Source organism: Vibrio sp. dhg, from assembly GCF_003443775.1.
Classification (GTDB): Bacteria; Pseudomonadota; Gammaproteobacteria; order Enterobacterales; family Vibrionaceae; genus Vibrio; species Vibrio natriegens.
Window position 1 is genome coordinate 1,279,228 of sequence record NZ_CP028944.1, and the last position, 24,686, is coordinate 1,303,913.

Annotated in this window: 17 protein-coding genes and 1 riboswitch; of the genes, 10 read left to right on the top strand and 7 right to left on the bottom strand. The window is 46.7% G+C overall.

Translation table 11 applies throughout. The annotated features are described in order from the left end of the window. Positions 1-75 precede the first annotated feature (75 nt). The 4 genes from DBX26_RS21465 (at position 76) to DBX26_RS21480 (ending at position 8,559) form a co-directional block, all read left to right on the top strand. Entirely contained in the window at positions 76-1,245 is a 1,170-nt protein-coding gene (locus tag DBX26_RS21465) for a glycoside hydrolase family 88 protein (RefSeq protein WP_118120839.1), read from the top strand. 66 nt (positions 1,246-1,311) lie between these two features. Beyond that, the gene (gene gnpA / locus DBX26_RS21470; RefSeq protein WP_118120840.1) at positions 1,312-3,498 is read left to right on the top strand and encodes a 1,3-beta-galactosyl-N-acetylhexosamine phosphorylase; all 2,187 of its coding nucleotides are present in this window, start codon (positions 1,312-1,314) and stop codon (positions 3,496-3,498) included. Between the two features lie 107 nt (positions 3,499-3,605). Beyond that, positions 3,606-5,624 (top strand): polysaccharide lyase 8 family protein, encoded by a 2,019-nt coding sequence (locus DBX26_RS21475; RefSeq protein WP_254063558.1) that lies wholly within the window; start codon positions 3,606-3,608, stop codon positions 5,622-5,624. 181 nt (positions 5,625-5,805) lie between these two features. Beyond that, a complete protein-coding gene (locus DBX26_RS21480; RefSeq protein ID WP_118120842.1) occupies positions 5,806-8,559 on the top strand; it encodes a pitrilysin family protein in 2,754 nt (917 codons plus the stop codon). Between the two features lie 58 nt (positions 8,560-8,617). On the opposite strand, the gene DBX26_RS21485 is transcribed toward DBX26_RS21480, so the two are convergent. Continuing rightward, on the bottom strand, positions 8,618-9,715 hold the full coding sequence (locus tag DBX26_RS21485; protein ID WP_118121248.1) for an AarF/UbiB family protein: 1,098 nt from the start codon (positions 9,713-9,715) through the stop codon (positions 8,618-8,620). A 290-nt stretch (positions 9,716-10,005) separates the two neighbouring features. Between DBX26_RS21485 and katG the strand changes: the two genes are divergently transcribed. The 3 genes from katG to DBX26_RS21500 all read left to right on the top strand — a co-directional run bounded on the left by katG (position 10,006) and on the right by DBX26_RS21500 (position 16,356). Beyond that, positions 10,006-12,177, top strand: coding sequence for a catalase/peroxidase HPI (katG, locus tag DBX26_RS21490; protein ID WP_118120843.1), 2,172 nt, complete (start codon positions 10,006-10,008; stop codon positions 12,175-12,177). A gap of 557 nt (positions 12,178-12,734) precedes the next feature. Next, positions 12,735-12,819: riboswitch (cyclic di-GMP riboswitch) on the top strand. A 270-nt stretch (positions 12,820-13,089) separates the two neighbouring features. Continuing rightward, the gene (locus DBX26_RS21495) at positions 13,090-14,661 is read left to right on the top strand and encodes a glycoside hydrolase family 68 protein (RefSeq protein ID WP_118120844.1); all 1,572 of its coding nucleotides are present in this window, start codon (positions 13,090-13,092) and stop codon (positions 14,659-14,661) included. Positions 14,662-14,733: 72 nt separating this feature from the next. Continuing rightward, a complete protein-coding gene (locus DBX26_RS21500) occupies positions 14,734-16,356 on the top strand; it encodes a glycoside hydrolase family 32 protein (protein ID WP_118120845.1) in 1,623 nt (540 codons plus the stop codon). 310 nt (positions 16,357-16,666) lie between these two features. On the opposite strand, the gene DBX26_RS21505 is transcribed toward DBX26_RS21500, so the two are convergent. The 6 genes from DBX26_RS21505 to DBX26_RS21530 all read right to left on the bottom strand — a co-directional run bounded on the left by DBX26_RS21505 (position 16,667) and on the right by DBX26_RS21530 (position 21,438). Next, positions 16,667-16,951 carry a hypothetical protein gene (locus DBX26_RS21505; protein WP_065298042.1) on the bottom strand — a complete coding sequence of 95 codons (285 nt, stop codon included), beginning with the start codon at positions 16,949-16,951 and terminating at the stop codon, positions 16,667-16,669. An 80-nt stretch (positions 16,952-17,031) separates the two neighbouring features. Next, positions 17,032-17,442, bottom strand: a complete 411-nt coding sequence (locus DBX26_RS21510; RefSeq protein ID WP_118120846.1) for a hypothetical protein — start codon at positions 17,440-17,442, stop codon at positions 17,032-17,034. Positions 17,443-17,451: 9 nt separating this feature from the next. Next, positions 17,452-17,673 carry a hypothetical protein gene (locus DBX26_RS21515; protein ID WP_014235041.1) on the bottom strand — a complete coding sequence of 74 codons (222 nt, stop codon included), beginning with the start codon at positions 17,671-17,673 and terminating at the stop codon, positions 17,452-17,454. 11 nt (positions 17,674-17,684) lie between these two features. Further along, positions 17,685-19,250 carry a M6 family metalloprotease domain-containing protein gene (locus tag DBX26_RS21520; protein ID WP_254063560.1) on the bottom strand — a complete coding sequence of 522 codons (1,566 nt, stop codon included), beginning with the start codon at positions 19,248-19,250 and terminating at the stop codon, positions 17,685-17,687. A 753-nt stretch (positions 19,251-20,003) separates the two neighbouring features. Then, positions 20,004-20,462, bottom strand: a complete 459-nt coding sequence (locus DBX26_RS21525; protein ID WP_118120848.1) for an exoribonuclease R — start codon at positions 20,460-20,462, stop codon at positions 20,004-20,006. A gap of 157 nt (positions 20,463-20,619) precedes the next feature. After that, the gene (locus DBX26_RS21530; protein ID WP_254063562.1) at positions 20,620-21,438 is read right to left on the bottom strand and encodes an AraC family transcriptional regulator; all 819 of its coding nucleotides are present in this window, start codon (positions 21,436-21,438) and stop codon (positions 20,620-20,622) included. Positions 21,439-21,700: 262 nt separating this feature from the next. On the opposite strand from DBX26_RS21530, the gene DBX26_RS21535 reads away from it, so the two are divergent. From DBX26_RS21535 to DBX26_RS21545, 3 genes are all read left to right on the top strand, one after another. Next, positions 21,701-22,840, top strand: a complete 1,140-nt coding sequence (locus tag DBX26_RS21535; RefSeq protein ID WP_118121249.1) for a tyramine oxidase subunit B — start codon at positions 21,701-21,703, stop codon at positions 22,838-22,840. A 35-nt stretch (positions 22,841-22,875) separates the two neighbouring features. Then, a complete protein-coding gene (locus tag DBX26_RS21540) occupies positions 22,876-23,295 on the top strand; it encodes a RidA family protein (protein WP_014235036.1) in 420 nt (139 codons plus the stop codon). A 94-nt stretch (positions 23,296-23,389) separates the two neighbouring features. Continuing rightward, a complete protein-coding gene (locus DBX26_RS21545; RefSeq protein WP_118120850.1) occupies positions 23,390-24,682 on the top strand; it encodes an FAD-binding oxidoreductase in 1,293 nt (430 codons plus the stop codon). Positions 24,683-24,686: the final 4 nt, after the last annotated feature.

Below are 24,686 nucleotides of genomic sequence, written 5' to 3' on the forward strand. Positions count from 1 at the left end.
ATCACTGTAAACTATAGATATATCATCGAGCATAACCCTGAGTTTGCATTACAAAGGTTTTAAGAGAATTTCGGTATGAGTGAAACGATTACTTTGCGTCCGTTGCCAGGCACACTGGACGAAACAAAAGTGGTGAACCATCTAACCACGGTAGTAGAAGCGATTAAGCGCAATATTCCTAAAATTGGTGAGCGTAATCCAAAAATTGGTACGTCGGAGCATCAATGGGATTACTGTGACCAGTTTGATTGGGTATCGTCTTTTTGGACTGGAGAGTTATGGCTTTGCTACCAAATGACGGCTGATCAGCAGTTTAAAAACAGTGCCAAGTTGCGCAAACAATATTTTGCCGACATGCTGCTTGACCCATTCTGGTTAGATCACGACTTAGGTTTCCAATACAGCTTAAGCTGCGTGGCCGATTACAAATTGACGGGCGATGAAGAGTCAAAAATGATGGCAATTCGCGCCGCTGATCACCTTATCCATCGTTTCAGAAAGATTGGTGGTTATATCGTTGCGTGGAATGACACGCATCCTCTTGGCCCTGAAATTACGCAAGGCAAATCGATCATCGATTCTCTGCAAAATACTGCGTTACTATTTTGGGCGTCAAAAGTGACGGGTTCTCCTGTTTATGCGCAAGCCGCAACTCGACACAGCGAGACGCTAGCGAAGCATATTGTGCGTGAGGATTACTCAACGTATCACTCATTTAACTTCCATCCGGTCACTCAGGAGCCGATCAAAGGTGAGACGTTCCAAGGTTACGCGGATGATTCCTGTTGGGCTCGCGGACAGTCATGGGCAATCCACGGTTTCGCTCAAACTTATCTGTACACTCAAGACGAGAAATTCCTAACGGTGGCGAAGAAATTAGCCCGCTACGCCGTAGAGCAAATCACAGACGATGGCGTTCCTGTTTGGGATTACTCGCTACCAAGTGACGAAATTCAGTACAAAGACAGTTCAGCAGGCGCGATTACTGCAGCGGGCTTACTGTTGATTTCGCAGTGTATTCAAGATCCAGAAGAAGCGAAGCAGTACCGAGATTGGGGTAACTTCCTGTTGCAAGGTCTGATGAACAGCTGTGATTTAACGGGCGATGAATCTGCGCTTGGCTTGCTTGCGCACGGTGCTTCGTTTGTCAAAGTTGGTCTGTGCGACAACATGTTGCCGTACGGTGATTACTACTATCTAGAAGCTTTGATGCGCGCAAACGGTTATCAGAAGTTCTTCTGGTAAGCACACTCGAATACCCATTCAGGGGGATGAAAGCCCCCTGTCTCTCCCAACTTTTTGGAGCCTATCATGACCCAAGTTGCCTCTCGTAAAGGTCATATGACCCTGCCTGTCGAAGAAGGGCAGGAAGAAGTAGTACTGGATTTATATCAGCGTTGGCAAGCGGATGCACTTCGCGACAGCGATGGTACAACCATGCCAGATTCATTAGCTGAGCAAGACAGCGACATTTATTCAGTGATGTGCCTTGTTCGTGCTGATCAGGAATACGCGAACCAACATCCAGAGTATTTACATCGTAAATATCTGATGTCGTTCCCTGTGACGGCGATGAGTGATCGCGTTGAGATTTACCCACTTAATGGTTACAGCAAAGACAAGTATGAACTGGATGATGACAGTGAGCCGAAGCTTTGGTGGGAAGTTAGAAACCGTACCTTGAACGAAGTGATTCCGGCTGACAAGTGGGAATTTGATGCGGAACATCAACGTATTGAACTCTTTGATGCGATCCCTTATCACGAGTACACCATTACCTTTATGGCGCGCCAGGTTTGGGACAGCGTTTCTATGTACAACGCGCTGACTAACGATTGGAAAGGCCCTCGTATTAAGAGTCTTGACCCATACCATCCGGAATGTCGTGCACATTTGTTAAACCATTTTGCACACTGGTTGGAAACGCACCCAAATACCACAGTGGTTCGATTCACCACCTTTGCGTTTTTGTTTGTTATCGATACGGGTGAAAAGAACCAAGACATCTATCGAGATTGGACGGGCTATGGCGAAACCGTGAGCCCACGAGCGCTAGAAGATTTTGAAAAGCGTTTTGGCTACAAGTTGTCTCCAGAAGATTTTGTTGATGCCGGTTACTACAACGGTACCTATAAAGTGCCTTCTAAGCAGTACCAAGATTGGATGACCTTTGTCCAGGAATTCGTTGTGGAGTTTGCCGCAGAGCTGGTCAACATGGCTCATCAAGCAGGCAAAAAGACCGCGATGTTCCAGGGTGATCACTGGATCGGGACGGAACCGTTCCTTGAGAGCTACCAAAAGATTGGCATCGATATCAATGTCGGCGCGGTAGAAGATGGCGTAGCTCTGCGTCGTTTGACGGATTCAGGCGGTGATCAGATTCGCGAAGCGCGTTTTTATCCTTACTTCTTCCCGGATGTATTCCGCGAGGGGAATGATCCTGTGGTTGAATCTATGTCTAACTGGACCAAGATTCGCCGTGCGATGTTGCAAAAACCGTTGGACCGTATTGGCTATGGCGGCTACTTGTCACTTGCGAACCAGTTCCCGCACTTTATTGACCATGTGACGGAAATCTCAAGTCAGTTCGGTGACTACCTTGAGTTCACACAACGCAGTGAATCGAAGAAAGTAGCAGGAAAAGTCGCCGTGTTAAGCGCATGGGGCGCGGCACGTAGCTGGCTGCAAAACCAGGCTCGAGACCAGCGTTTCTACGTTCCACCTCGCCCTGATGTGATGGAACTGGTAGGTAACAACATCCTTGAGTGTTTGTCTGGTTTGCCGTTTGACGTTGAGTTCATCAGCTTTGATGACATTGCAGAAAAAGGCATCGATCCGGAGATCAAAGTCATCATCAACACGGGTGATGCGAACTCTGCATGGAGTGGTGGTGAGTGTTGGAACGATCCAAAAGTCATCGTTGCACTGCGTCAGTTTGTTGCTGAAGGCGGTGGCTTACTGGGTGTGTCTGAGCCTTCTGCATGGCAGAAAAATGGCCGTTACTTCCAGCTTGGCGATGTATTTGGTTTAGAGAAAGAAACCTCCCTGACGATGGGACGTGTAGCGATGCCACTGCAAATCGCGGAAAACCATTACTTAAGTCAGTTCATTAAGGGTGACGAAGACTTCGGTAACCCAAGCTATGTGTACCCACAAGCGGATGACTTGACGGTATTGGCAGCGCAGGGACAACATTTGGCGTTAACCGCGCGCGGATACGGTGCTGGTCGAGCTGTGTATCTGGGTAACTTGCCATTCAGTATGGAAAACGCGCGTTTGCTACAACACATTCTGTTGTGGCTGACCCAGCAGGAAACGGTTTCTCATGCATGGTTGTCTAACAACCCGTACGTCGATGTTGCTTTTTATCCTGAGACCAACAAAGCCACGGCCGTGAACTTCACGGATCAAGCTCAGCAGGTCACGGTATTCAATACACAAGGTGAACCACAACAATTGGCATTACAGCCATATGAGTGGAGTTGGTTCGATAACTAATCAAGTCAAAGAAGGTGTGAGAGCACCTTCTTTTTTTATTTTCTGACAGTGAACAAGGTTGACTGTTGCATCCCCCTTTCTGGCTGAATTAAGGAGTTATTCGCATCGTGTATTCACAACATTTGATGCAGATCCGACATAAGGTGTCACACACAATTGTTGAACAGCAATTGTCTCTTCAAACACAACAAGTCTGGCAACGGCAAGTAGCGCAGTGGCAAGCCACTTTTTCTCCCCATTCAGGTTGGCCCGATCTCCAGTTGGCAGACGCCGTGCAGGATGGACAAATCATCCATGCTTATTTACAGCGTGTGCTGGTTCTCGCTTGCCAATTTAAACATCAGCGCTGTTTAAACGCGCATACTATTGCTGAACAGGCCTTGGCGTATTGGTATCAAATAAATCCAACTAACTGGAACTGGTGGTGGAACCAAATCGGTAAGCAACGACTGATGGGACCAATCGCTCTGTTGCTCAGTGAAGAGCTTAGTGAAGCGTTAATCAAGCAGTTGATAGAAGATCTGCCCAATAACGCGTCAATGACAGGCGCCAATCGTGTCGATCTTGCCAATGGAATAGCCTATCGTGGGTTGTTAGAAAGCGATGAATCTCTTTTTGCAAAGGCGATGGAAGCGATAGCAGAAACGATTGCCATCACTCAGGAAGAGGGCATACAGGCTGATTTCTCCTATCAACAGCACGGTCCGCAATTACAAAATGGTGGCTATGGTGAATCGTTTATCAATGTTGCGCTTCCCTGGGTTTATGTTTGCGCGCAGACTCGATTCCGTTTTTCATCACAGCAACAACGTTTGTTATTGACTTACTATCTACAAGGCTCGGTATGGATGACTCGGACCGGGCGCTGGGACTACAACGCTTGTGGCCGGGCTATCGCCAAACCTGATTTGGAAAAACCGCATTGTCGAACCATGCTGACAACTCAAGCGAAGATGTTGTTGGCTTTGTTCCCCGATTATCGCCTTCAGTTGCAAAGATATCTCGAACACCTTCAGGGGCATGACTACCCTTTTTCTGGGTTTAAACACTTCTGGCGTTCTGATTACGCGGTTATGGCTAATAATAAATACGCTGTGTCTGTGAAAGCCAATTCTTGTCGAATCACGCCGATTGAAACTGGTAATCAGGAAAATCTGACGGGTTTTTGGTTGGGTTTTGGCAGTATGAATATTGGGGTGACGGGTAACGAGTACCACGATATTTATCCTTATTGGGATTGGGCTAAGATTCCGGGTGTGACGTGTCCACAAATTGTAATGCCAGCCCACGAATGGGGAAGAATAGAACAACAAACCGACTGGACGGGCGGCGTCAGCAATCGCCGTTGGGGCATCACCAGTTTCGAGCTGGATGTGATGCAAACCCAGGGGCTAAAATCGTGGTTCTTTTGTGAGGGGGTTATTATCGCTCTTGGTGCGGGGATAAGTTCGACGCACCCTGAACCGGTAATGACCACGATTAACCAGTGCCACTATGATTTCCCAGCGTGTGTAAATGATGCATACCATAATGGGGAGTCGACGACAGTTAAAGCCAAAAGTTGGTTGCATCATGCAAATGTGGGTTACGTTCTAGGTAATGTGAATGCTCACTTACATAGTCACATACAACAAGGCAGTTGGCAGAAAATTAATGCCCACTTGAGTGCAGACAAAGTGAGTGGCAGGGTGTTTAAATTGTCAATTGACCATGGTGTTCAACCTAAAAATGCCTGTTATGAATACACGCTGTTACCTGGGTCTTCATTAGCAGAGACGAAACGTTATGCAGCTCAACCTTATGTTAAGGTATTGGAGAATACGCCTGCGCTTCAGGCGGTGGTTTATCAAGGCCATATTGGTTGTGTTTTTCGTCATCCGGGCCGTATTGAAATACCTGAGTCTGATACGCAAGAAGGTGTAACTTTAGAGGTCGATAAGCCGTGTTTATTGATTTGTGAGACAACACAGACAGGTTTTCAGTTTGCCATATCAACGCCCGGAAGAGGGGATAGAGTAAACTTAGTTCTTCACTCGAAAGGGGAGAGTCATCAGTTTTTTGTCGAGACTTCCGACAAGCTTGATCGACTCGGAGAGAGTGTTCGTTTTGACCTACACTTGCATTAGTTTTCTTTAACTTGAGCTGGTGGCTACGCTTTGAGTCCTGCACCTAGACTTCAATTGGATATAAGCCACCGCTAAAGCGGGGTCTGGAGCATGGATTTAAGCCGAAGGCCCCATCACGTATATTAAGGCTATGCGACTAGAAAGAGTTTGTATTGCATGGTCATCATCTCGGATCATTGCTATGCGCTATAGTTTGTTAGCCTCGACCTTAATATTGTCGGGCTGTGTTGTTACCCCTAACTCGACAAAGATTCAGGCTGACACCAACTGGTACGTTAATCAGTTACCGAATGGTTTGAAATATCATATCTACCCGACACAAGGCCAAGAGGTCTCTGTGCGAATGGTGATGAACATTGGTTCGTTTCAAGAGCAAACAAGCCAAAAAGGTTATGCGCATTTTGTTGAGCACATGGCGTTTAATGGCAGTACGCACTTTTCTGGTAATGAGGCGATAAGATTATTCGAGCAGTCCGGAGGGAGTTTTGGCGCGGACATCAATGCTTTCACGACCTATCAGCAGACAGGATACAAATTGGAGCTCGCAAACCCAAGTCAATTGCAAGACGCGCTAATCTGGATGCGAGATATTGGCGACGGGCTGACCTTTTCACCAACCCAAGTGGAAAAAGAAAAAGGCGTGATCTTAGGTGAGTGGCGTCGTGCGAACCCGGATGATAAGCCTTTTGCTTTAAATGCGTATCAAGCTTCGGTAGAAGGTACACTTTATGGCGAGCATGATCCTATTGGTACTCGAGATTCGATAGAAAAGGCGACGCCAGTTACGCTGAAAAGCTTTTATCAACAGTGGTACCAGCCGCAGTACGCCGAGCTTATCGTGACCGGCAATGTTAATGTCGACGCTCTTGCGGAAGACATTAACAAGACCTTTTCCAGTTGGAAAAGTACGTCAGATGTGGTGATTAAAAAACGCCGCGATATTCGCGTTAACATCAATAATGAAATCCTGCCAAGTAATTCCATAGAGTCACCCAGCCTGCATCTTGTTGTTGAACGAGGCGCGATAGGACGCCAAACCGTTGAACAACAGCATCAAGAATGGTTGGATGAAGTCGCTGGACAATTGATCCAGCAGAGACTGATCACGGATCTCAATGATGCTGCTGTTCCTTTCCAGTATGCGTACGCTCAACCTTACTATTCTAACTACCACCGGATGATGTCTGCCGGTATTGCGTTTGCGCCAGAGCGCCGCGAAAAAATGCACCGCCTGTTTATCAGCACGCTAACTTCGCTTCGGAGTTATGGCGTCACCCAAGCAGAATTAGACAGTGTTATGGCTAACTGGCAAGGTGAACTCACCAATCTGGATTCTGACTGGAGCAAGCGTAAACCTAATAGCTACGCTGATGCGCGTGTATTCCAGTTAGAGCAAAACAGCGTCAGCCAGTCCAAATCAAGTTACGCTCAGAGCCTGGCAACGTTTCTCGACAACGCCACGTTAGCCAGTGTGAATGCTCACATTACAGAGCTGCTATCTTTGCCGCCGAGCTTTTCTATCGGGATGAGCAAAAACGAAACACGCGCGCAGTTTCCCGATGTATTTTCATCTCTGAATACGGCTTATTTCCAACCCGGAGAAAAACCATTGTCGATGGAAGCGAGAGCGGGAGGTTTCCTTCAGCCAGTTAGGGAAGGCAGCATTATCAGTGCTCGCAAAGAGGCGGGAGGGTTTGAGGTATATACACTCTCTAATGGCGTCGATGTATGGTTCCAAAAGGACGAAAAAGCGGGTGGGCGCGCTTACATATACTTTGCAAGCCAAGGCGGAAAAGCGGCAGTAGATAAGCCGCTTTACCCAGCTTATGAGATAGCCACCATGGCAGTGGTAAGAAGCGGGCTCGGGTACTTTTCAGGTTCGGAGTTAGACAGTTACTTACGTAGCAACAATACTTCTATTGTTCCGATGTTAGATACCACCAGTCACGGCGTAAAAGTCACCACGCAAAAAGCACAGTTGGAAAGTGCATTGAATGCAATTTATAACCTGAGCACAGAAATTAAGGTCGATGAGCGCCAACTGACAGCGGTAAAGCAAGAATTTAAACAGCAGCGTCGCGCGTTTTTTGAATCACCAATGGGAAAGCTGGTTCAGGAAGCCAATCAAAATGCTTATCTGCCGGAAAGTCGCCATCGTATTTTGGATAGCGATGGTGTCGAGAGCGTTACCGCAGAACAGATACTGGCGGTACACAAGCGTTTATTTAAGTTCAATAACGGCTTCAAAATGGTGGTGGTTGCGGACATAGAACCAGAGCAACTTGAACCTCTGTTGACCAAGTTTGTTGCTTCTATTGAAATGACACCTGGTGAGCCTATTGATTACCACGTGGCATTGAATCCGCAGGCATCTGGTCGCTCTGTAATGACGGATGGTCATGAGCCGTCTTCACTTTATTTGCAGCGTCTGACCAACGCCAATGATGTTACCCAAAGCGCGCGGGACACGATGGTTGTCGATATCTTACAGCGCATCAGTGCAGGACGCGTAATGGCTCAATTACGTGAAGATCTGAGTCTGGATTACAGTCCGAGTATTTACCCGATGATACAGGATCGTGAGCAAGTCTCGGATTGGATCTTTGAATCGCAAGTCGACCCAAAAGATGTGGCGATCATGGACAGTCAGTTAAATAAAATTTTTGATGATCTGGCGAAAAACATTACCCAGAAAGAGGTCGATATCGCAGCGAAACAATTGGTGGTCGCCATGCTGGGAATGGAGGACAGACCTAGCCAGCGAGCATGGGCATATGGTCGTTATCTGGTGCATGACTATGGGCTGGATCTGTTGCTGAATGTGGAACAAACGGCTAAAAGCATCACTTTGGAAGAGGTTAAGTCGCGTGCGCGAGCAGTATTTGGACCGAAAGCAAAACGCACAACGATCATTCTTAATCCAATTAAGAAGTAGCACAATCGTCACTTAGCCCAAGTGAGAAGATGGACATTTTACTTGGGCTATTCAGTGGTTACTGGTGGTTTTTACTGAGCTGATATTCCTTCACCAAAGCAAGTTTGTCGCGGTAGGAGTCCATAAGTTCTTGCTTTGATTTCCCTTCATTTTGGTAGAACAGTGCACCTTGTTCGCTGAGAAAATCATAATGCTCGTTTACCATCTCAAGAACCGTATTGACGCGCTTTAGCGTTGTTGCAGTACAACTTTTCCCATCAATATCATCTTCGATATCCAAAACATGCGAGCGAAACATCTCAACAATAAATAAGTCCTCTAAGGCTTTTTTATTCTGAAGGGCGGTTTGGTATTTGGTCACTTGCGCTTCTTTGTGGTTTAAAACGGCAGAACTGGCGTGGTTAAGACGTAGCCACTTGCATTGCTCTAGTAAGACGCTAAGTGCTTCATGTTTAACGTTTTTGAATAGGGTTAATGATTCTTGGTGAGAATAACCTTGCTGCACAAGCCAGCCCGAAAGGAATCGAGTTTCAAAGCGCTCACAAAACTGAAAGATAGGCGCATTAAGGCCGTCACTGTTGAGCTCCGTTAGCAGGTCGAAGGGGTACATGTAGCCGAAATCGAACAGCCAGAGCTTATGGTCGTCATCTACGAGCAGATTGCCGCTGCACAAGTCCCACTCGAACAGGCCAATTTTTTCACACGCAGATAAGGTTGAGAATAGCTGGTAAAGCAATGAGGAAGATACATCGCTGATGGGTTTCCCTTCTATCCACTCAGAAAGAATGATGCCTAAGCGATAATCAGCGTACACCGTCGGCACGATGCATTCGAAGTCCACGGAGGTGTGCGTAGAATCTTTCTGCTTTTGCAAATCAGAACGACGCTGCACTTCATTCAGGAACGACAACTGTCCATTAAGATTTTGCACCTTGGCTTCAGGGCGCTTCTTTTTCAGAGTGTAGTCTTTTCCGCCAAACCGAACCCGAAATACTTCAGCCGTTAATCCACTTTGAAAAGCTTCCACCACATAAGGAGAAGCCTCCGTCGTTCGAGCCAATTGTTCCGGAGATATCGGACAATCGTCTATATTGCCGACGATGAGATTTTCTCCGCTCTTTTCAAATTGCATTTGCTGCTTTTGACGTTTGTCCATGTGAATGCCCATCTTCCTATTGATTCTGATTATTTTATCAAGAGTGCCAGTTTGTAAATCCTCCTTACTTCATAAACTAAGAGGCTGAGTTTTAAGGCGCATATCGGGAACTGAAGTTTTGTGAGGATGATCTGTATGCGTGTGTCATACCTTTCTGACCAATTTGTCATACAGTTCTTAAACCATGATTAAGGAGGTAAGTGTTTGAAAATTAGCCTAGAGCTTATGCTAGCTTAGCGATAAATGAGATTCACTTACGAAAAGATATTTATCTCTTTAAGGAAAACTTTATGAGTAAAGATAACCATTCTGCGGGGAAGTGCCCGGTGATGCATGGCGGTATGACATCTACGGGTTCTACTGTTATGGATTGGTGGCCGAATGCCCTAAACCTAGATATTCTTCATCAGCACGATAAAAAGACCAACCCTCTGGGTGAAAGTTTTAACTATCGTGAAGCATTGAAAACGCTGGATGTAGAAGCGCTGAAAAATGATCTAAAAGATCTGATGACAGATAGCCAAGAGTGGTGGCCAGCGGATTGGGGTCATTACGGTGGTTTGATGATCCGCATGGCGTGGCACTCAGCAGGTAGTTATCGTACTGCTGATGGTCGAGGCGGTGCATCTACCGGTAATCTGCGCTTTGCGCCATTAAACTCGTGGCCTGATAACGGTAACTTAGACAAAGCACGCCGCTTACTGTGGCCAATCAAGAAAAAATACGGCAATAAAATCAGCTGGGCTGACCTAATGATTCTGGCGGGTAACATGGCGTACGAATCAATGGGTCTTAAAACCTTTGGTTTTGCATTCGGTCGTGAAGATATCTGGCACCCAGAAAAAGATACCTACTGGGGTTCGGAGAAAGAGTGGTTAGCGCCTTCGGGTGTTGAGGGGAGTCGTTATTCTGGCGAGCGAGACCTAGAAAACCCTCTAGCAGCTGTAATGATGGGTTTGATTTACGTGAACCCAGAAGGTGTCGATGGCAATCCGGACCCGTTAAAAACGGCAGCTGATATGCGCGTGACCTTTGCTCGCATGGCGATGAATGATGAAGAGACGGTAGCACTAACTGCTGGTGGCCATACGGTCGGTAAAGCGCACGGTAATGGTGATGCTGCGGAATTGGGGCCAGAGCCAGAAGCTGCAGATATTGAAGAGCAAGGCCTTGGCTGGAACAACCATACATCGCGTGGCATCGGCCGTGATACGGTGACCAGCGGTATTGAGGGCGCGTGGACCACTCATCCTACACAATGGGATAACGGTTTCTTCAAAATGCTGCTTGAGCACGAATGGAAGCTGACAAAAAGCCCGGCAGGTGCTTGGCAATATGAACCAGTAGAAATTGCCGAAGAAGATAAACCAGTCGATGTGGAAGACTCTTCAATCCGTTACAACCCTATGATGACGGACGCCGACATGGCGCTAAAAGTCGATCCTGACTACCGTAAGATTTCAGAGCGTTTTTACCAAGATCCAGCTTACTTCAATGAAGTCTTCGCTCGTGCTTGGTTCAAACTGACTCACCGTGATTTAGGCCCTAAAGCTCGTTACGTTGGCCCAGATGTGCCGGCTGAAGACTTAATCTGGCAAGACCCAATTCCAGCAGGTAATACCGAATACGATATAGAAGCGGTTAAAGCGAAGATTGCCGCTACTGGTCTGAGTGTCTCCGATTTGGTTGCGACAGCATGGGATAGCGCTCGCACATTCCGTCGTTCGGATCTTCGTGGTGGAGCAAATGGTGCGCGAATCCGCTTGGCCCCGCAAAATGCTTGGCAAGGTAACGAACCAGAACGTCTGGCGCGAGTGCTGGGAGAGTTAACGAAAGTGGCGGAAGAATTTGGTATCAGCGTTGCAGACGCGATTGTTCTTGCGGGTAACGTCGGTATTGAACAAGCGGTGAAAGCAGCAGGATTTGACTTTGACGTGCCATTTTCGGCTGGCCGTGGTGATGCGACAGCAGAGCAAACTGACGCAGAGTCATTCGACGTTCTGGAGCCGCTCGCAGATGCTTTCCGTAACTGGCAGAAGACGCACTACACAGTTACTCCAGAAGAGATGATGCTAGACCGCGCACAACTACTTGGTTTAACCGCGCCAGAAATGACAGTCCTGATTGGTGGTATGCGTGTACTTGGTACAAACCATGGTGGTAGCAAGCATGGGGTATTCACTGACCGCGTTGGTGTATTAACGAATGACTTCTTCGTCAACCTAACTGATATGGCATACAGCTGGAAACCAACAGGCCGCAACTCTTATGAGATTTGTGATCGCAAAACGGGTGAAGTGAAGTTCACTGCAACTCGCGCGGATCTTGTGTTTGGTTCAAACTCTATCTTGCGCTCTTACGCTGAGGTGTATGCGCAGGATGATAACCAAGAGAAGTTTGTCAAAGACTTCATTGCTGTCTGGACGAAAGTGATGAATGCTGACAGGTTCGATTTGGTTTAACGAACTAATTCTGTCAAATACAGACTGAGTAATCAGTGTTCGTGTTTAAAAGCCAGCAGTATCTCTGCTGGCTTTTTGCGTACCCATGCCAGACATTTTTTATTTGCATAACGTTGCTTGAATGAAAATCGTAACGGCAGATATGTATCGCTTTATCTTACCCAAATACACTTATTGAATAATTGGTAACGTTCCCTTTTTATTCTGAGTTAAACCAATGTGAGTTCGTTGTTGCGTATGAAATTTGATCGATATTTAAATTGCTAAAATCATTGTCATAAAAATGACAGTTTTTGGTTAATAAATCAGTTGTTTATGAAGGATACGTTAATGTATCTAAACAATTTTATTGTAACCGGATCCAAGTCAGTTTCATTAAGGGTTTGTTAGGTACGCGTATTCATATATAAAGGCGTTCGGATGTCTGAATATTGTCAGAGTTTTATATCCTTAATCTTATTGATCTTGAATTGTCATTTTTCGTTGTTATGCTTTTTCGCGTGGTTAGCAAAGGCTTAGCCACACTCAGTTCATCATCTCTTCTCTTGTAGGATGCATGACTGAAAAGGCAAAACCTCCGAAAGGGGGTGACGCAAAGTCTCCGATCTAACGGACATTTCCTATGATAGCGGGACCGCCAGTTTTGTATTTCGACTTATTAAATTCGTTCGATTTTTAGTATCAAACTCTTTGGTCTGATATTTACATTCACGGGTGCATTCAGCTATTTGTTGATTCTGTTTGTCTGTGAATGGCGAAGTTTTACCTAATTTCGGGAACGTTACCGAAATTGGTGTGATTTTTAGATGATTTCGAATGGGTTATGCCGTTGATAGTTTGTGACATTTCTGAGGGTTAACCACTTCTGGAAAATTGAATATTTTGAGAATTTTATTAACAGAGGTAAGTAAAATGCATTCGACAAAAATGAAAGCGGGAGTCCCTATTTTAGGGATTTTAATGGGAACAGCGGCAAGTCAGTTAGCTTTTGCAGCACAGCTTCAACCTGGTCCAGAGCCAACGGTACACACTCAAGAAGCTTACGCTCCTGAGAGTAATTTTACGGCTAAATGGACCCGTGCTGATGCTCGTCAGCTCAAGCGTATGTCTGATCCAATGGCTGGGTCACGTGAGAACTCTATGCCACAAGAGTACACGATGCCGAGCGTCCCTCAGGATTTTCCTGACATGTCCAATGAGCAGGTATGGGTATGGGATTCATGGCCACTGACTGATGCGGATGCCAACCAATATAGCGTGAACGGACAGGAGATTATTTTCTCACTTGTTGCGGATCGGAGCCTAGGTTTTGATGAACGACACCAGTATGCGAAGATCGGCTACTTCTATCGTCCAGCGGGTATTCCAGCAGAGGAACGCCCAGAAAACGGTGGCTGGACTTATGGTGGCCTTGTTTTTGACGAAGGTGTCACCGGACAAATCTTTGAGGATCAGTCATACAGTCATCAGACACAATGGTCTGGTTCTGCCCGAATTTTCCCGGGTGGTGAAGTGAAACTTTTCTTTACCGATGTTGCGTTCTATCGTGACTCAAACGGCAATGACATCAAGCCATATGACCCACGCATTGCACTCAGCGTCGGTAAGATACACGCGAATAAAAATGGCGTGAAATTCACCGGATTCGATAAGGTGATTAATCTTCTGGAAGCTGACGGTACCTACTACCAAACGGCTGAACAAAACCCTTACTTTAACTTCCGTGACCCGTTTACGTTCGAAGATCCTGCTCATCCAGGCGAAACCTTCATGGTCTTTGAAGGTAACTCAGCAATGGAAAGGGGCTCGGCGAAGTGTACCGAGGAAGATCTAGGTTATCAGGATGGTGACCCGTACGCTGAAACAGTCAGAGATGTGAATGCATCGGGTGCGACATTCCAGATTGGTAACGTTGGTTTAGCGCGAGCGACCAATGATGACCTTTCCGAGTGGGAGTTCTTGCCACCGATCCTTTCGGCGAACTGTGTTACTGACCAGACCGAACGCCCTCAGATCTATCAAAAAGATGGTAAATACTACCTATTCACTATCAGCCACAGTACGACATTTGCAAGTGGTATCACTGGTCCGGAAGGGGTGTATGGCTTTGTAGGTGATGGTATCCGCAGTGATTACCAACCACTGAACCAAGGTTCAGGTCTTGTACTTGGTAACCCAACCAACCTGAACTTCTACCCAGGAACGCCTTACGACCCAGACTACAACCAGCCAGCAGGTCACTTCCAGTCTTACTCACACTATGTGATGCCTGATGGGTTGATTCAATCCTTTATCGATACTATCGGCGTTAAAGAAAACTTCCGACGAGGTGGTACTTTGGCACCAACAGTGAAAGTCCTGATTGATGGAGATACTACTGAAGTCGATTACTCTTACGGGACGAGTGGATTAGGTGGCTGGGCGGATATCCCTGCAAATATAAACGTTAATCCAAGCGGTGTGATCCAGAAAACGCTTAAATAGAATTCCTGAAGTTGTACATGTCATAAATCAGAGGGGCGGGCATTCCGCCCCTCTATGATAATAAGAAGGATTATGCGCTTTAAACTTAACTCACTGACGGGCATAACACTTGTCACTGTTGCCTGTGCTTTATTTGCATTGTTTACTGTCGGTCTCTCACTTTCTGGCGTTGAATTGGCGTCTGCCAGCTCGTCTCAATTTACTCGCCCTTCAGAATGGTCCCCTTATCGGCCAGCTATACATATTACTCCCAACAGACATTGGATGAATGATCCTCAGCGTCCTTTCTTTATCGATGGTGTCTGGCATTTCTACTATCTCTACAACGCTGATTACCCAAATGGGAATGGGACGGCGTGGTATCACATGACATCAAAAGACCTCGTCCATTGGCAGGAACATGGTGTAGCTATTCACAAATATAAAAACGGCCTTGGCGATATTCAAACGGGGAGCGCCGTCGTTGATACCAACAATACGGCGGGCTTTGGTGCCAGAGCGATTATTGCTATTGCGACTCAGCAACACGAAGGTGTACAGCGTCAGTCACTCTTTGTTTCAACCGATGGTGGTTACCACTTTAAAGAGTATGACGATAACCCAATCATGGATAACCCAGGGGCTGAACATTGGCGTGATCCCAAGGTCATTTGGGATGAGGAGAACCTTCAATGGGTAATGGCGCTTGCGGAAGGGCACAAAATTGGCTTCTATACCTCTTCAGATCTTAAACACTGGACATATCAATCCGATTTCCAGCGTGATGATCTTGGTCTTCTCGAGTGTCCTGATCTGTTTCAACTCTCGCTTGATGGTGATCCTAATAACATTCGCTGGGTGCTTGCATCCGGAGCGAATGGTTTCAGAACAGGAAAAACGACGGGCACGGCTTACTGGATTGGAAGCTGGGATGGAAAGCGCTTTATACCAGAAAGTGAAGAACCACAATGGCTGGACGCAGGAGCTGATTTTTATGCGATGGTGTCGTGGCAAGATTCCAATTTAGGTGCTGACCAGCGTCTTGAATCTCGCTACGCGATTGGCTGGCTTAACAATTGGGGTTATGCCAACGAGTTGCCAATTAAAGCATGGCATGGAGCCGCGAGCTCTATTGTTCGTCAAATAAAACTGCGTACTGTAGATGGAAAACCTGTCCTTTTCTCCCAGCCGATTGAGGCAATAGCAGGGCTTGAAGGCGATGCTTATACTCGCTCGGCCGTTGAAGTATTAGAGTCATCGAACACAAGTTTCCCTAAGCCGATATCTGACGCTTACCGCCTTAAAGTCGATCTTGACGCACACTCAAACGCTAGTGAGTACCAGTTACAACTCAAAGGAAAGGACGGTCATTTTGCCATTGTAGGGTATGACTTCGAACACGAAACGGTGTTTATCAGACGCGATAGGGACGCAATAGCAAGCTCAATGCCAGATGTATATCGTGACGAACGTAAAACGGTAGTTCGTGCCCATAACGGTATCGTAAAACTAGACATCATTGTCGATACGTTCACCATCGAAGTGTTTGTTAACGATGGTGAGATGTCGCTGTCTAATCTGATATTTGGAACTCAGGACGCCAATGATCTTACGGCGGTATCTGTTGGAGGCACCACCGTACTCCGTAACCTAGAACTTACGCCACTGAAGGTTACTCCGATTCAGCGTTACTCTGGTGAGGGAGCGAAGAAATAAGAGTTTAATTTGGCAAGCTAAAAGGGCGTGATGGCTTGCCATAATCTGTTCATATTTGTCTCAGAGTCGCTAAACAGACTAACTAAAACATTCCGGCAATTAAGGCTAACGCAAAAATAACAGCCAGCATAACCAGAAAAAACTTCATCATTAATCCAAGATCATTACTACCACCACGTGGGGGTTTATTACAGCAGCTCATGGTTGGTCCTTTATTACTGAGAAATGTCGATCTGATGATAATGGTTACCCTTGGGGAAAGGTAAAGGAGAACGCTCAGATAAGTCTTCCTTTACAGAAATACTAGAGACTAATGAAAATCGACACTGATACCACTTAGTAGACATTCCTGATGATGTGGCCCGCCGATAAACTCTGCCTGTCCCCGAATTTGGCTGCCGACCGTTAGCTCGTCGACGTTGTCAAAAGTGAAACAGTCTAAATGGGAGCCAGGCTCTGTAAAGCAAGGGCCAAACTGACGATCGACCTGCTCGATGAGTAAACGTACCCGATGCTTACCATTTTCATTCTGGCTAATTGCCAGCACCTGGCCGGTTAGGGTGGATTGATTGGGGGCTGCCGAAACTCCGCTCATAGTTGGCTCCGTAAAAAATAACAAGATGCACACCAGCAGTGTAGAAGGTGTGCATCGGCTTGTTAAGTACCCGTTCAATTCTACTTCTTCGCTCGGGTGGATTTTTTCTTCTCAGCGACCGGTTGCTCTTTCGGTTCGGGGATGGCGTCACTGGTCAACTCCGCATCCATGAACTCGTCAGGCATGGGTACATGCTCACCAAGCGCATCGGAAAATGCCATTTCAACCATATCCGGTTGTGGAGCCACGCTTAGGTCGCTTGTTTCTTCGTGAAAGAAGTCTTCAGGACCTGGTGCGGGTGCGTCATCAAACGCAGCCGCTTCGTTGAACTCAGCAGAACCGTTGGGTGCCGGTGCACTCAGCTCATCGTGACTCTCTGCAGCTTCTTCAACGCCTGTAGGGGGAGGACCGTCGTCTGTGACGAATGCCTGAGCCGATGTCTGAACATCAGGTTGTGACTCAGTAATATTGATATTAATAGTCTGTGCCATAGCAGCCCCCTAGAAATAAAGGATGGTGATTTGACTGGTACTGTCTTCAATGGTGCCGGATACAGTTTTACCGCTACCTTTAGCGGCATTGAGCATCATAAACATATTAGTTGAGCTGTCGGTATTGCTAGGCTTAATTTTTCGCCAGCCGATGGTATCGATATACCCCCAGACATTTTTTGAGTGTGGAGTAGAATAGGTACGAAGAATTTTTTTGTTGGAAAAGTTCATGAGTATTTCTCCTAATTCATGTATGCGGCATAAATTTTACTACCGTCGATTTGTACCGAGACGGGTCTATCGAAGGCTCGCGCGTTTACCAATAGATTGAATACATTACTGACGCCATCATTGCTGATACCATCTATTTTCCGCCAGCCGATTCCAGCGAGGTAGGCCCAGCAATTGTTCGTATGAACGGTGGCATACGTGCGTGAAACCGCGACGTTGTGCTTCCATTCTTTCGCCGCTGCACCGCCGACATTGACGTTAGCCGTGATATTGTTGCTCACGCGAGTAATATCGCTAACGGTAACCTTGGAGTCGGCCCCGCTGTAGCTTTTGCTGTTGGGTGTCGAGGTATTGGAGAAGCGATTATTGCTGCCCGATGGAAACGGGTCGTTACTGTCGCCTGAGTTAGCGTTGGTATTGAGATGGCGTTGCCCATCAGCTTGTTCAATATCGACCAGATAATGGCTTTCGTCGGTGTTGTTTGTTTTGTTTTCATCGACATGCTCGATGATCATCCCCTCGCCGGGTAAGTACTGATCGTAACCGCTTTTTTGACGGTTGCTGAGTAGAAAGTACTCCTTGCTGTTGACGCTACCAATCGGAAGCTTGTAAACCTGTGCGTTGTCGCTGTAAGGGTTGAGGTTAATAGCCTGGGCACTGTTGAAGATCACCCCAGGTGTGACCCACCCAGCTTGTACCTTACACCAAGCGGTCGGATGCGCTGGGGTATTACCGCCATTGTTCCAGCTGCCGCCCGCCATTAAATCCCAGCTACCAGTACCGCGACTTGAATAGTCGGTGTCGTATAGATCTGGCCATCCCATTAGCAGATGCCCTAATTCGTGCGACATAACGCCAACCCGGCCATTTTCTGGTGCCATAAAATAACGATCGACCACTACTCCATCTACGTTCTTGGGTGAGATGCTCCATTTATGTGACCATATGTCATCTTTATCACCAGATTGTTCGCCGCCGATGCCCGCACAAATGATCACCAGAGCTTCAACCTTCCCGTTGCCACTGTTGTCGTAGTTGGCGAAGTTGACATGAGGTGCAGCCAGATCAATCACATCCTCAGCCAGTTTTTGAGCATTGCGCGGGTAGCTACCAAAGCCAAAATCGTTGTTGGTGTAATAACTTTTTGGCTGCGGCGCTCGATACCATCCGGCTGTTGGACCGCTGCCGGATACTTGGCCCTGCACATCTAACTTGTTGTAGGACACTTCGCGATAGTATTCACGCATACTGTTGCCACCGAGTGAAAACAGCAGATTATTAAAGTGACTCTGTGGTTGCGTGGCGGTTTTATCTGAAAAGTCGACGAGCAACACCAGCGCCCGTCGCACTCCGGTTACCGGAGCCGACTCAAGAGTGTGGTTATGAGAGCGGGTTTTTGCCGGGCGTCCGGTGATAAGCGTATAAGTACGCATATCAAGCAAGTCGACCTGATCGACCTGGTCCAGTAGGCTACCGTGTAAGAAAGCATCCTTGGACTTGTCTATCTTGTTATGCAGCTCCGGGTCCGGAGGCATAATACATAAGTCTCTACACATAATATAAATTCCTTTTGCCATTATATTACGTTCGATTTCTGGTTATCTTTTAACAGCTTGGCCAGAACGATAGCACGTGCTTACAAGGGCAAGCTCGTTACCAAATGAAGCAGCTGATTCAGTCTTAAATAAGAACATGTCTTGTAAGATTCACGTTACTACTCCACCTGCCCCTGCATTGGCAGAGATGTCTTAAGCTCTTATTTATACTTTACTCAACTGAGTGCATAAAGCTTTAGTCAAGACAATCGGCAAGTCAAATAAAGCAAGGGCTACAGCCTAGTTTGGCAAGACAGAAGGGGCTTTGAAAACGAGCTAAAATGAGCGATTAAGAACGATAATAATGATTAAGTGTGTAAATACTCAGCAACAATGAGGCGGCGTAAAAATAAAAGATATTTTTTAAGTAATTGCTAGATGTTAAAAGGAGAGTTTGTAAATGCGTAAAGTTGCATATTGGTGAATGTGTAGAGGTTTGTTTAACTTTTTGCGTGATTCCATACTGCTCGCATCCAATATGAAAATAGTATCATTATCGCGATTAATTTTCTGTTTGCTCAGATTGTTATAATACGAAAAAATTTATCTGATTTTTTTGTTGAAAGCAGGTGATTATTCGAGTGTGTTTGGGGGAATGGATTCCTCAACTATACGCTATTTTCTAGCTAAGTAGAGGCAGTCCTGATTACACTGCCAGCGTCTAAGAATAGCGTTGTAAAAAGGTGGACCGATGAACCACCTTCTTTCAAATAGTCTGAATAGATCGAAACAAACTTAGTCTTGGGAGCTTAGTTTTGCATTGAGCTCAGCATAAGTGTGCAGGAGCTCTGTCAGCGTCTTAACCCACACAAATACATCCGTTGGGGTGTTTTCAAGCAGCTTTTCTACTTGCTCACAATGCGTTTCCAAAGTGATGGCTTCTTCCAAACGAAATGAAATCGCATAGAAATGCCAAAGGATCAGGCGTGTCATTCTCTCGCTGTTTTGCTTCGCGTTCTCGGAGTCATCAAAAGCTTGTTGGACTTCACTCAGCGCAATAGCCGTCATACGCAGCATCGCATCGAGGCGGGCAGACAACATACGGTCTTCACTATCCACTTCTTCTTGATCAAAAGTAAACAGCTCATTCATCACGTCTTCAGGCACCATTTTGCTGATCATGCGAGCACTAAACTCTTCCAACTCATGACGAGGCATGGTTACAAGGCAATCGAAGGTGTAATCACGAAGCATAAAATCACTCTAGTTTGGTAATAAGTTTCAGTCCTTGCATTCTAAGTGCTGAGATTTCGATTACCACTGTTTATTCTCGTTTAGGAGTGACTTTTATTGTGAGAAAAACAACGCAGAAGTGTACAAATTTAGAGCAAAGCGCACCATTAAAGTGCTTTTAGTAGCAATGAATTCGCTCCAGGTAAGTCTTTTCTTTTACTCTGTTTTGATACTCGAGCGGGGTAACATTCACCAGCTTTTTAAACTCTCGCAGAAAGTGGGGCTGGTCGCTGAAACCTAAATCTGTCGCTAGGTTCGAAAACGTGAGATTGTTGCTGTGATTGATATCGTAAACGGCTGACTGGCAACGAATTGCGCGGCTAAAGCCTTTCGGCGTCAGCCCAATATCATTTTTAAACATACGCTGCAAAGTCCGGCAGGTATATCCTGAAAACCTCTCCAGTTCCTGAACTTGGATATTCCCTTTATGCTGGCAAATTTTTGCGACGATTTGTCGGGTCACGTTCGTCGAATCTCGTAGGCTTTTCCTAGTGAGAAACTGGCTTACTGCTTCAACGTGATTAGAAAAATCTTTTGCTGCTAAGACGTAATCAATGAGTTCATTGGAGTGAGGCATAACATCTTGTAAACAATATTCTTTGTTCGTGAGTTCGCCTGCTGAGGCCTGTAAAAAATCGGGCTTAACTCCTGGATTAAAGCGGACACCGAAATAGCGATGGCCCCGTTCAAATAGTACCGACGAAGCCTCTAATCTCGTCCCGCAGACTAATGCGCCGGATGTGTCTGCATCGCAGTCAAAGACGATATCGATACACCCATCTGGAATGGCAGTCGTTGAGGATTCTGAACTTCCGGCTTTAAAGCTGTAGAAGTGAGACACTTCGGGGTTGCTGGTTGATAGACGCGTAAGAAACTGCTCTGAACTCAAAACAAACCAAGGCTGTTTTGAGTGAATCCCCGAAATATTGAACATCATTGATGAAGCCACCATTCACCTTTCCTCACTGCTCAGCGATAAGCCGCCAAAGCAAGTAAAGCAAGCAAGGTGCCATATTTTCGCCAGATGCCCCGTATTCCCCAATGTCGCAAAAATTCAATACGCCAAGAACATTGCTCAATAGTATCGAAAGCAATGGCTCAAGAAGGAAACCGCCTGATTCACATATAACGGATTTCTTGAGCACATTGATTAATGCATGAAGCAGCAAACAAAAAACTATATGGATATAGGTGGCGTTATGTCAGACAGCACAAAAATTGATTTTATCTACCTTTCAGAGCAGGACATGATTAAAGCGGGTGTAACGGATATGCCTGCATGTGTCGACACAATGGAAGAGATGTTCGCACTGCTCCAAAAAGGTGACTACCGAATGGCAGGTGCGAACAACGATTCGCACGGCGCAATGGTGACATTTCCTGATGAATCCCCATTCCCGAACATGCCTAAACCCACAGCTGACCGACGTTTGATGGCGATGCCTGCATACCTTGGCGGTGATTTCCAGACTTGCGGCGTGAAGTGGTATGGCTCGAACATCGCCAACCGAGAGAAAGGCCTGCCGCGTTCAATCCTGATGTTCATCCTCAACGATATTGAAACCAGTGCTCCACTTGCCTATATGTCTGCAAACTTGCTTTCTGCGTATCGCACAGGCGCAGTACCCGGAGTGGGCGCGCGCCACCTTGCGAGAAAAGATGCCAAAGTGATTGGTTTGCTTGGCCCAGGTGTAATGGGAAAAACCACCGTCGCCGCCTTTATCGCGGCCTGCCCGCAGGTCGATACCATCAAAATCAAAGGTCGTGGCAAAAAGAGCCTGGACAGCTTTATGACTTGGCTCGCCGCTTCTTACCCTCAAATCACTAATGTACAGATTGTCGATACCGTAGAAGAGGCGGTTCGAGATTCCGATCTGGTGACTTATTGCAACTCAGGAGAGACCGGTGATCCGTCTACTTATCCGGAAGTGAAACGCGAGTGGGTAAAACCGGGGGCATTTCTTGCGATGCCAGCCAGCTGTCGTCTCGATGAAGGGATGGAAAAGTCTGATGTTCGCAAAGTAATGGATAACAGAGGGCTGTATGAGGCGTGGTTTGAAGAGGTACCCAAGCCGACTCACAACATCATCCCTCTGGTTGGAATGCGCTTTATGGACATGATCGACGCTGAAAAAATGTCTGCAAGTGAACTGGAAGATCTGGGTGAGATTGTCGCAGGTGTTACTCCGGGGCGCAAAAACGACGAAGAAATCATCGTGATGTCAGTGGGTGGTATGCCAGTCGAAGATGTGGCTTGGGCAACCAAAGTTTACCGCAACGCTGTTGAGAAAGGCATTGGTGTTTCGCTGAATTTATGGGATGAGCCAGTACTTAGCTAAATCGAGTGGCATAACAGAACAAAGGAAATGTAGAGATGGCAAAAATAATCAAGGTAAAAACCGGCTCCCGATTCGAAGAGATTGCGAGTTACTCACGTGTCGTGACTGTCGATAACTGGATATTCGTCTCCAACACTGCGGGAAGAAACCCGGAAACCAACGAAATGCCAGATGATGTGTTCGAGCAAACTGATCAGGTGTTTCTCAATATTGAGCGGGCTCTTGCGGCTGTAGACGCGAGCTTGGGCGATGTCGTGACGTCAAAAGTGTTCATTCAAAATCCAGACGACGTCGGCGCTGTGATGGAACACATCGGCAGCAAGTTTAAAGGAATCGATCCTACGACCACCGTCACGTGTCCTCCTTTGGGCTCAAGTATTTACAAAGTTGAGTTGGAAGTGACGGCTTACCGAGGCGCTTCAAAGAGCGATACCGAACATCGGATTATTGGCTAACAAGGTAGATTCTTATCATTTTAACCTGAGCTTGGAACAAGCAAATCGCGGAGTTTTTGATGGTTCGAGTTCAGGTTACTAAAGGGATGTAGACATGATAAAAACACTCGAAATTGTAGAGACACCAAACGAGCTACCAGCATCGACCAGCGTCGTGATTATTGGTGGCGGCATTGTTGGTATTAATGCGGCACTGACATTAGCTGAGAGAAACATTCCAGTTGTTGTGATTGAAAAAGGCTTTGTTGGCGCGGAGCAATCTTCACGCAACTTGGGTTGGATACGTAAAACCAATCGTCATGCGGACGATGTTCCTTTGGCTCTCGCTTCTGACCAGCTATGGGCGGGTATGTCAGAAAGAATCAACCGTGATGTGGATTACAAGCAAAGCGGCATTATGTTCCTGGCTGATAACGAAAAGCAGATGGGCGCTTATGAGTCGTGGCTTGAATCGGTTAAGTCGCTTTCTCTGGACTCCAAGCTTCTGAGTGCGGAAGAAATCAAAGCGATGGTGCCAGGCGGTGAAGGCAAATGGCTGGGTGGAATCTATACCGCCTCGGACGGCAGAGCTGAACCTTCCATCGCCACCAGTGCGATGGCGAGAGCTGCCATTGAGAAAGGTGCGGTCATTATTCAGAACTGTGCGGTGCGCAATTTGTCTTTGTCAGGAGGAAAAGTCAGCGGCGTGGTGACTGAAAAGGGTGAGATTCGTTGTGAGCAAGTACTGTTGGCTGGTGGTGCGTGGTCCAAAGCTTTCTTGAGTCACCACGGAGTATCTTTGCCTTCGTTGCCTTTGATTTGTTCCGTGATGCGTTCTAAGCCGATGAACGGCCCGACGGACATCGCCGTTGCGGGACCAGATTTTTCATTTCGTAAACACTTGGATGGTGGCTTTGTCATCATGCAGCGCGGCGCGATAGAAGCGCGCCTGACACTCGATCACTTCTTGATTGGACACCGTTATTTAGGACAGCTGAAACAGCAACGCGATGCGCTGAGAATTTCGGTCGGGAGACATTTCATTGAAGATCTTAAAGCTTCAAAACGCTGGTCACGCAACAAATCTTCCATGTTCGAACAGATTCGCGTAATGAATCCGGATCATAACTCTGGATTAAACCAAGAAGCACTGAGAAATCTGCGCAAAGCATGGCCTGACTTTGAGCAAGCTGAAATTGCTGAAGAGTGGGGAGGGCTGATTGATATTACACCAGATTCCAAACCCGTTATCGACACTCTGGACGCGATACCTGGGTTGACTATTGCTACCGGGTTTTCGGGTCATGGGTTTGGTACAGGGCCAGCCGCAGGGATGCTCGCGGCCGATCTGATAAGTGGCACGACACCACTTATTAATCCCGAGCCATACCGATTTGACCGATTGTAGTTGG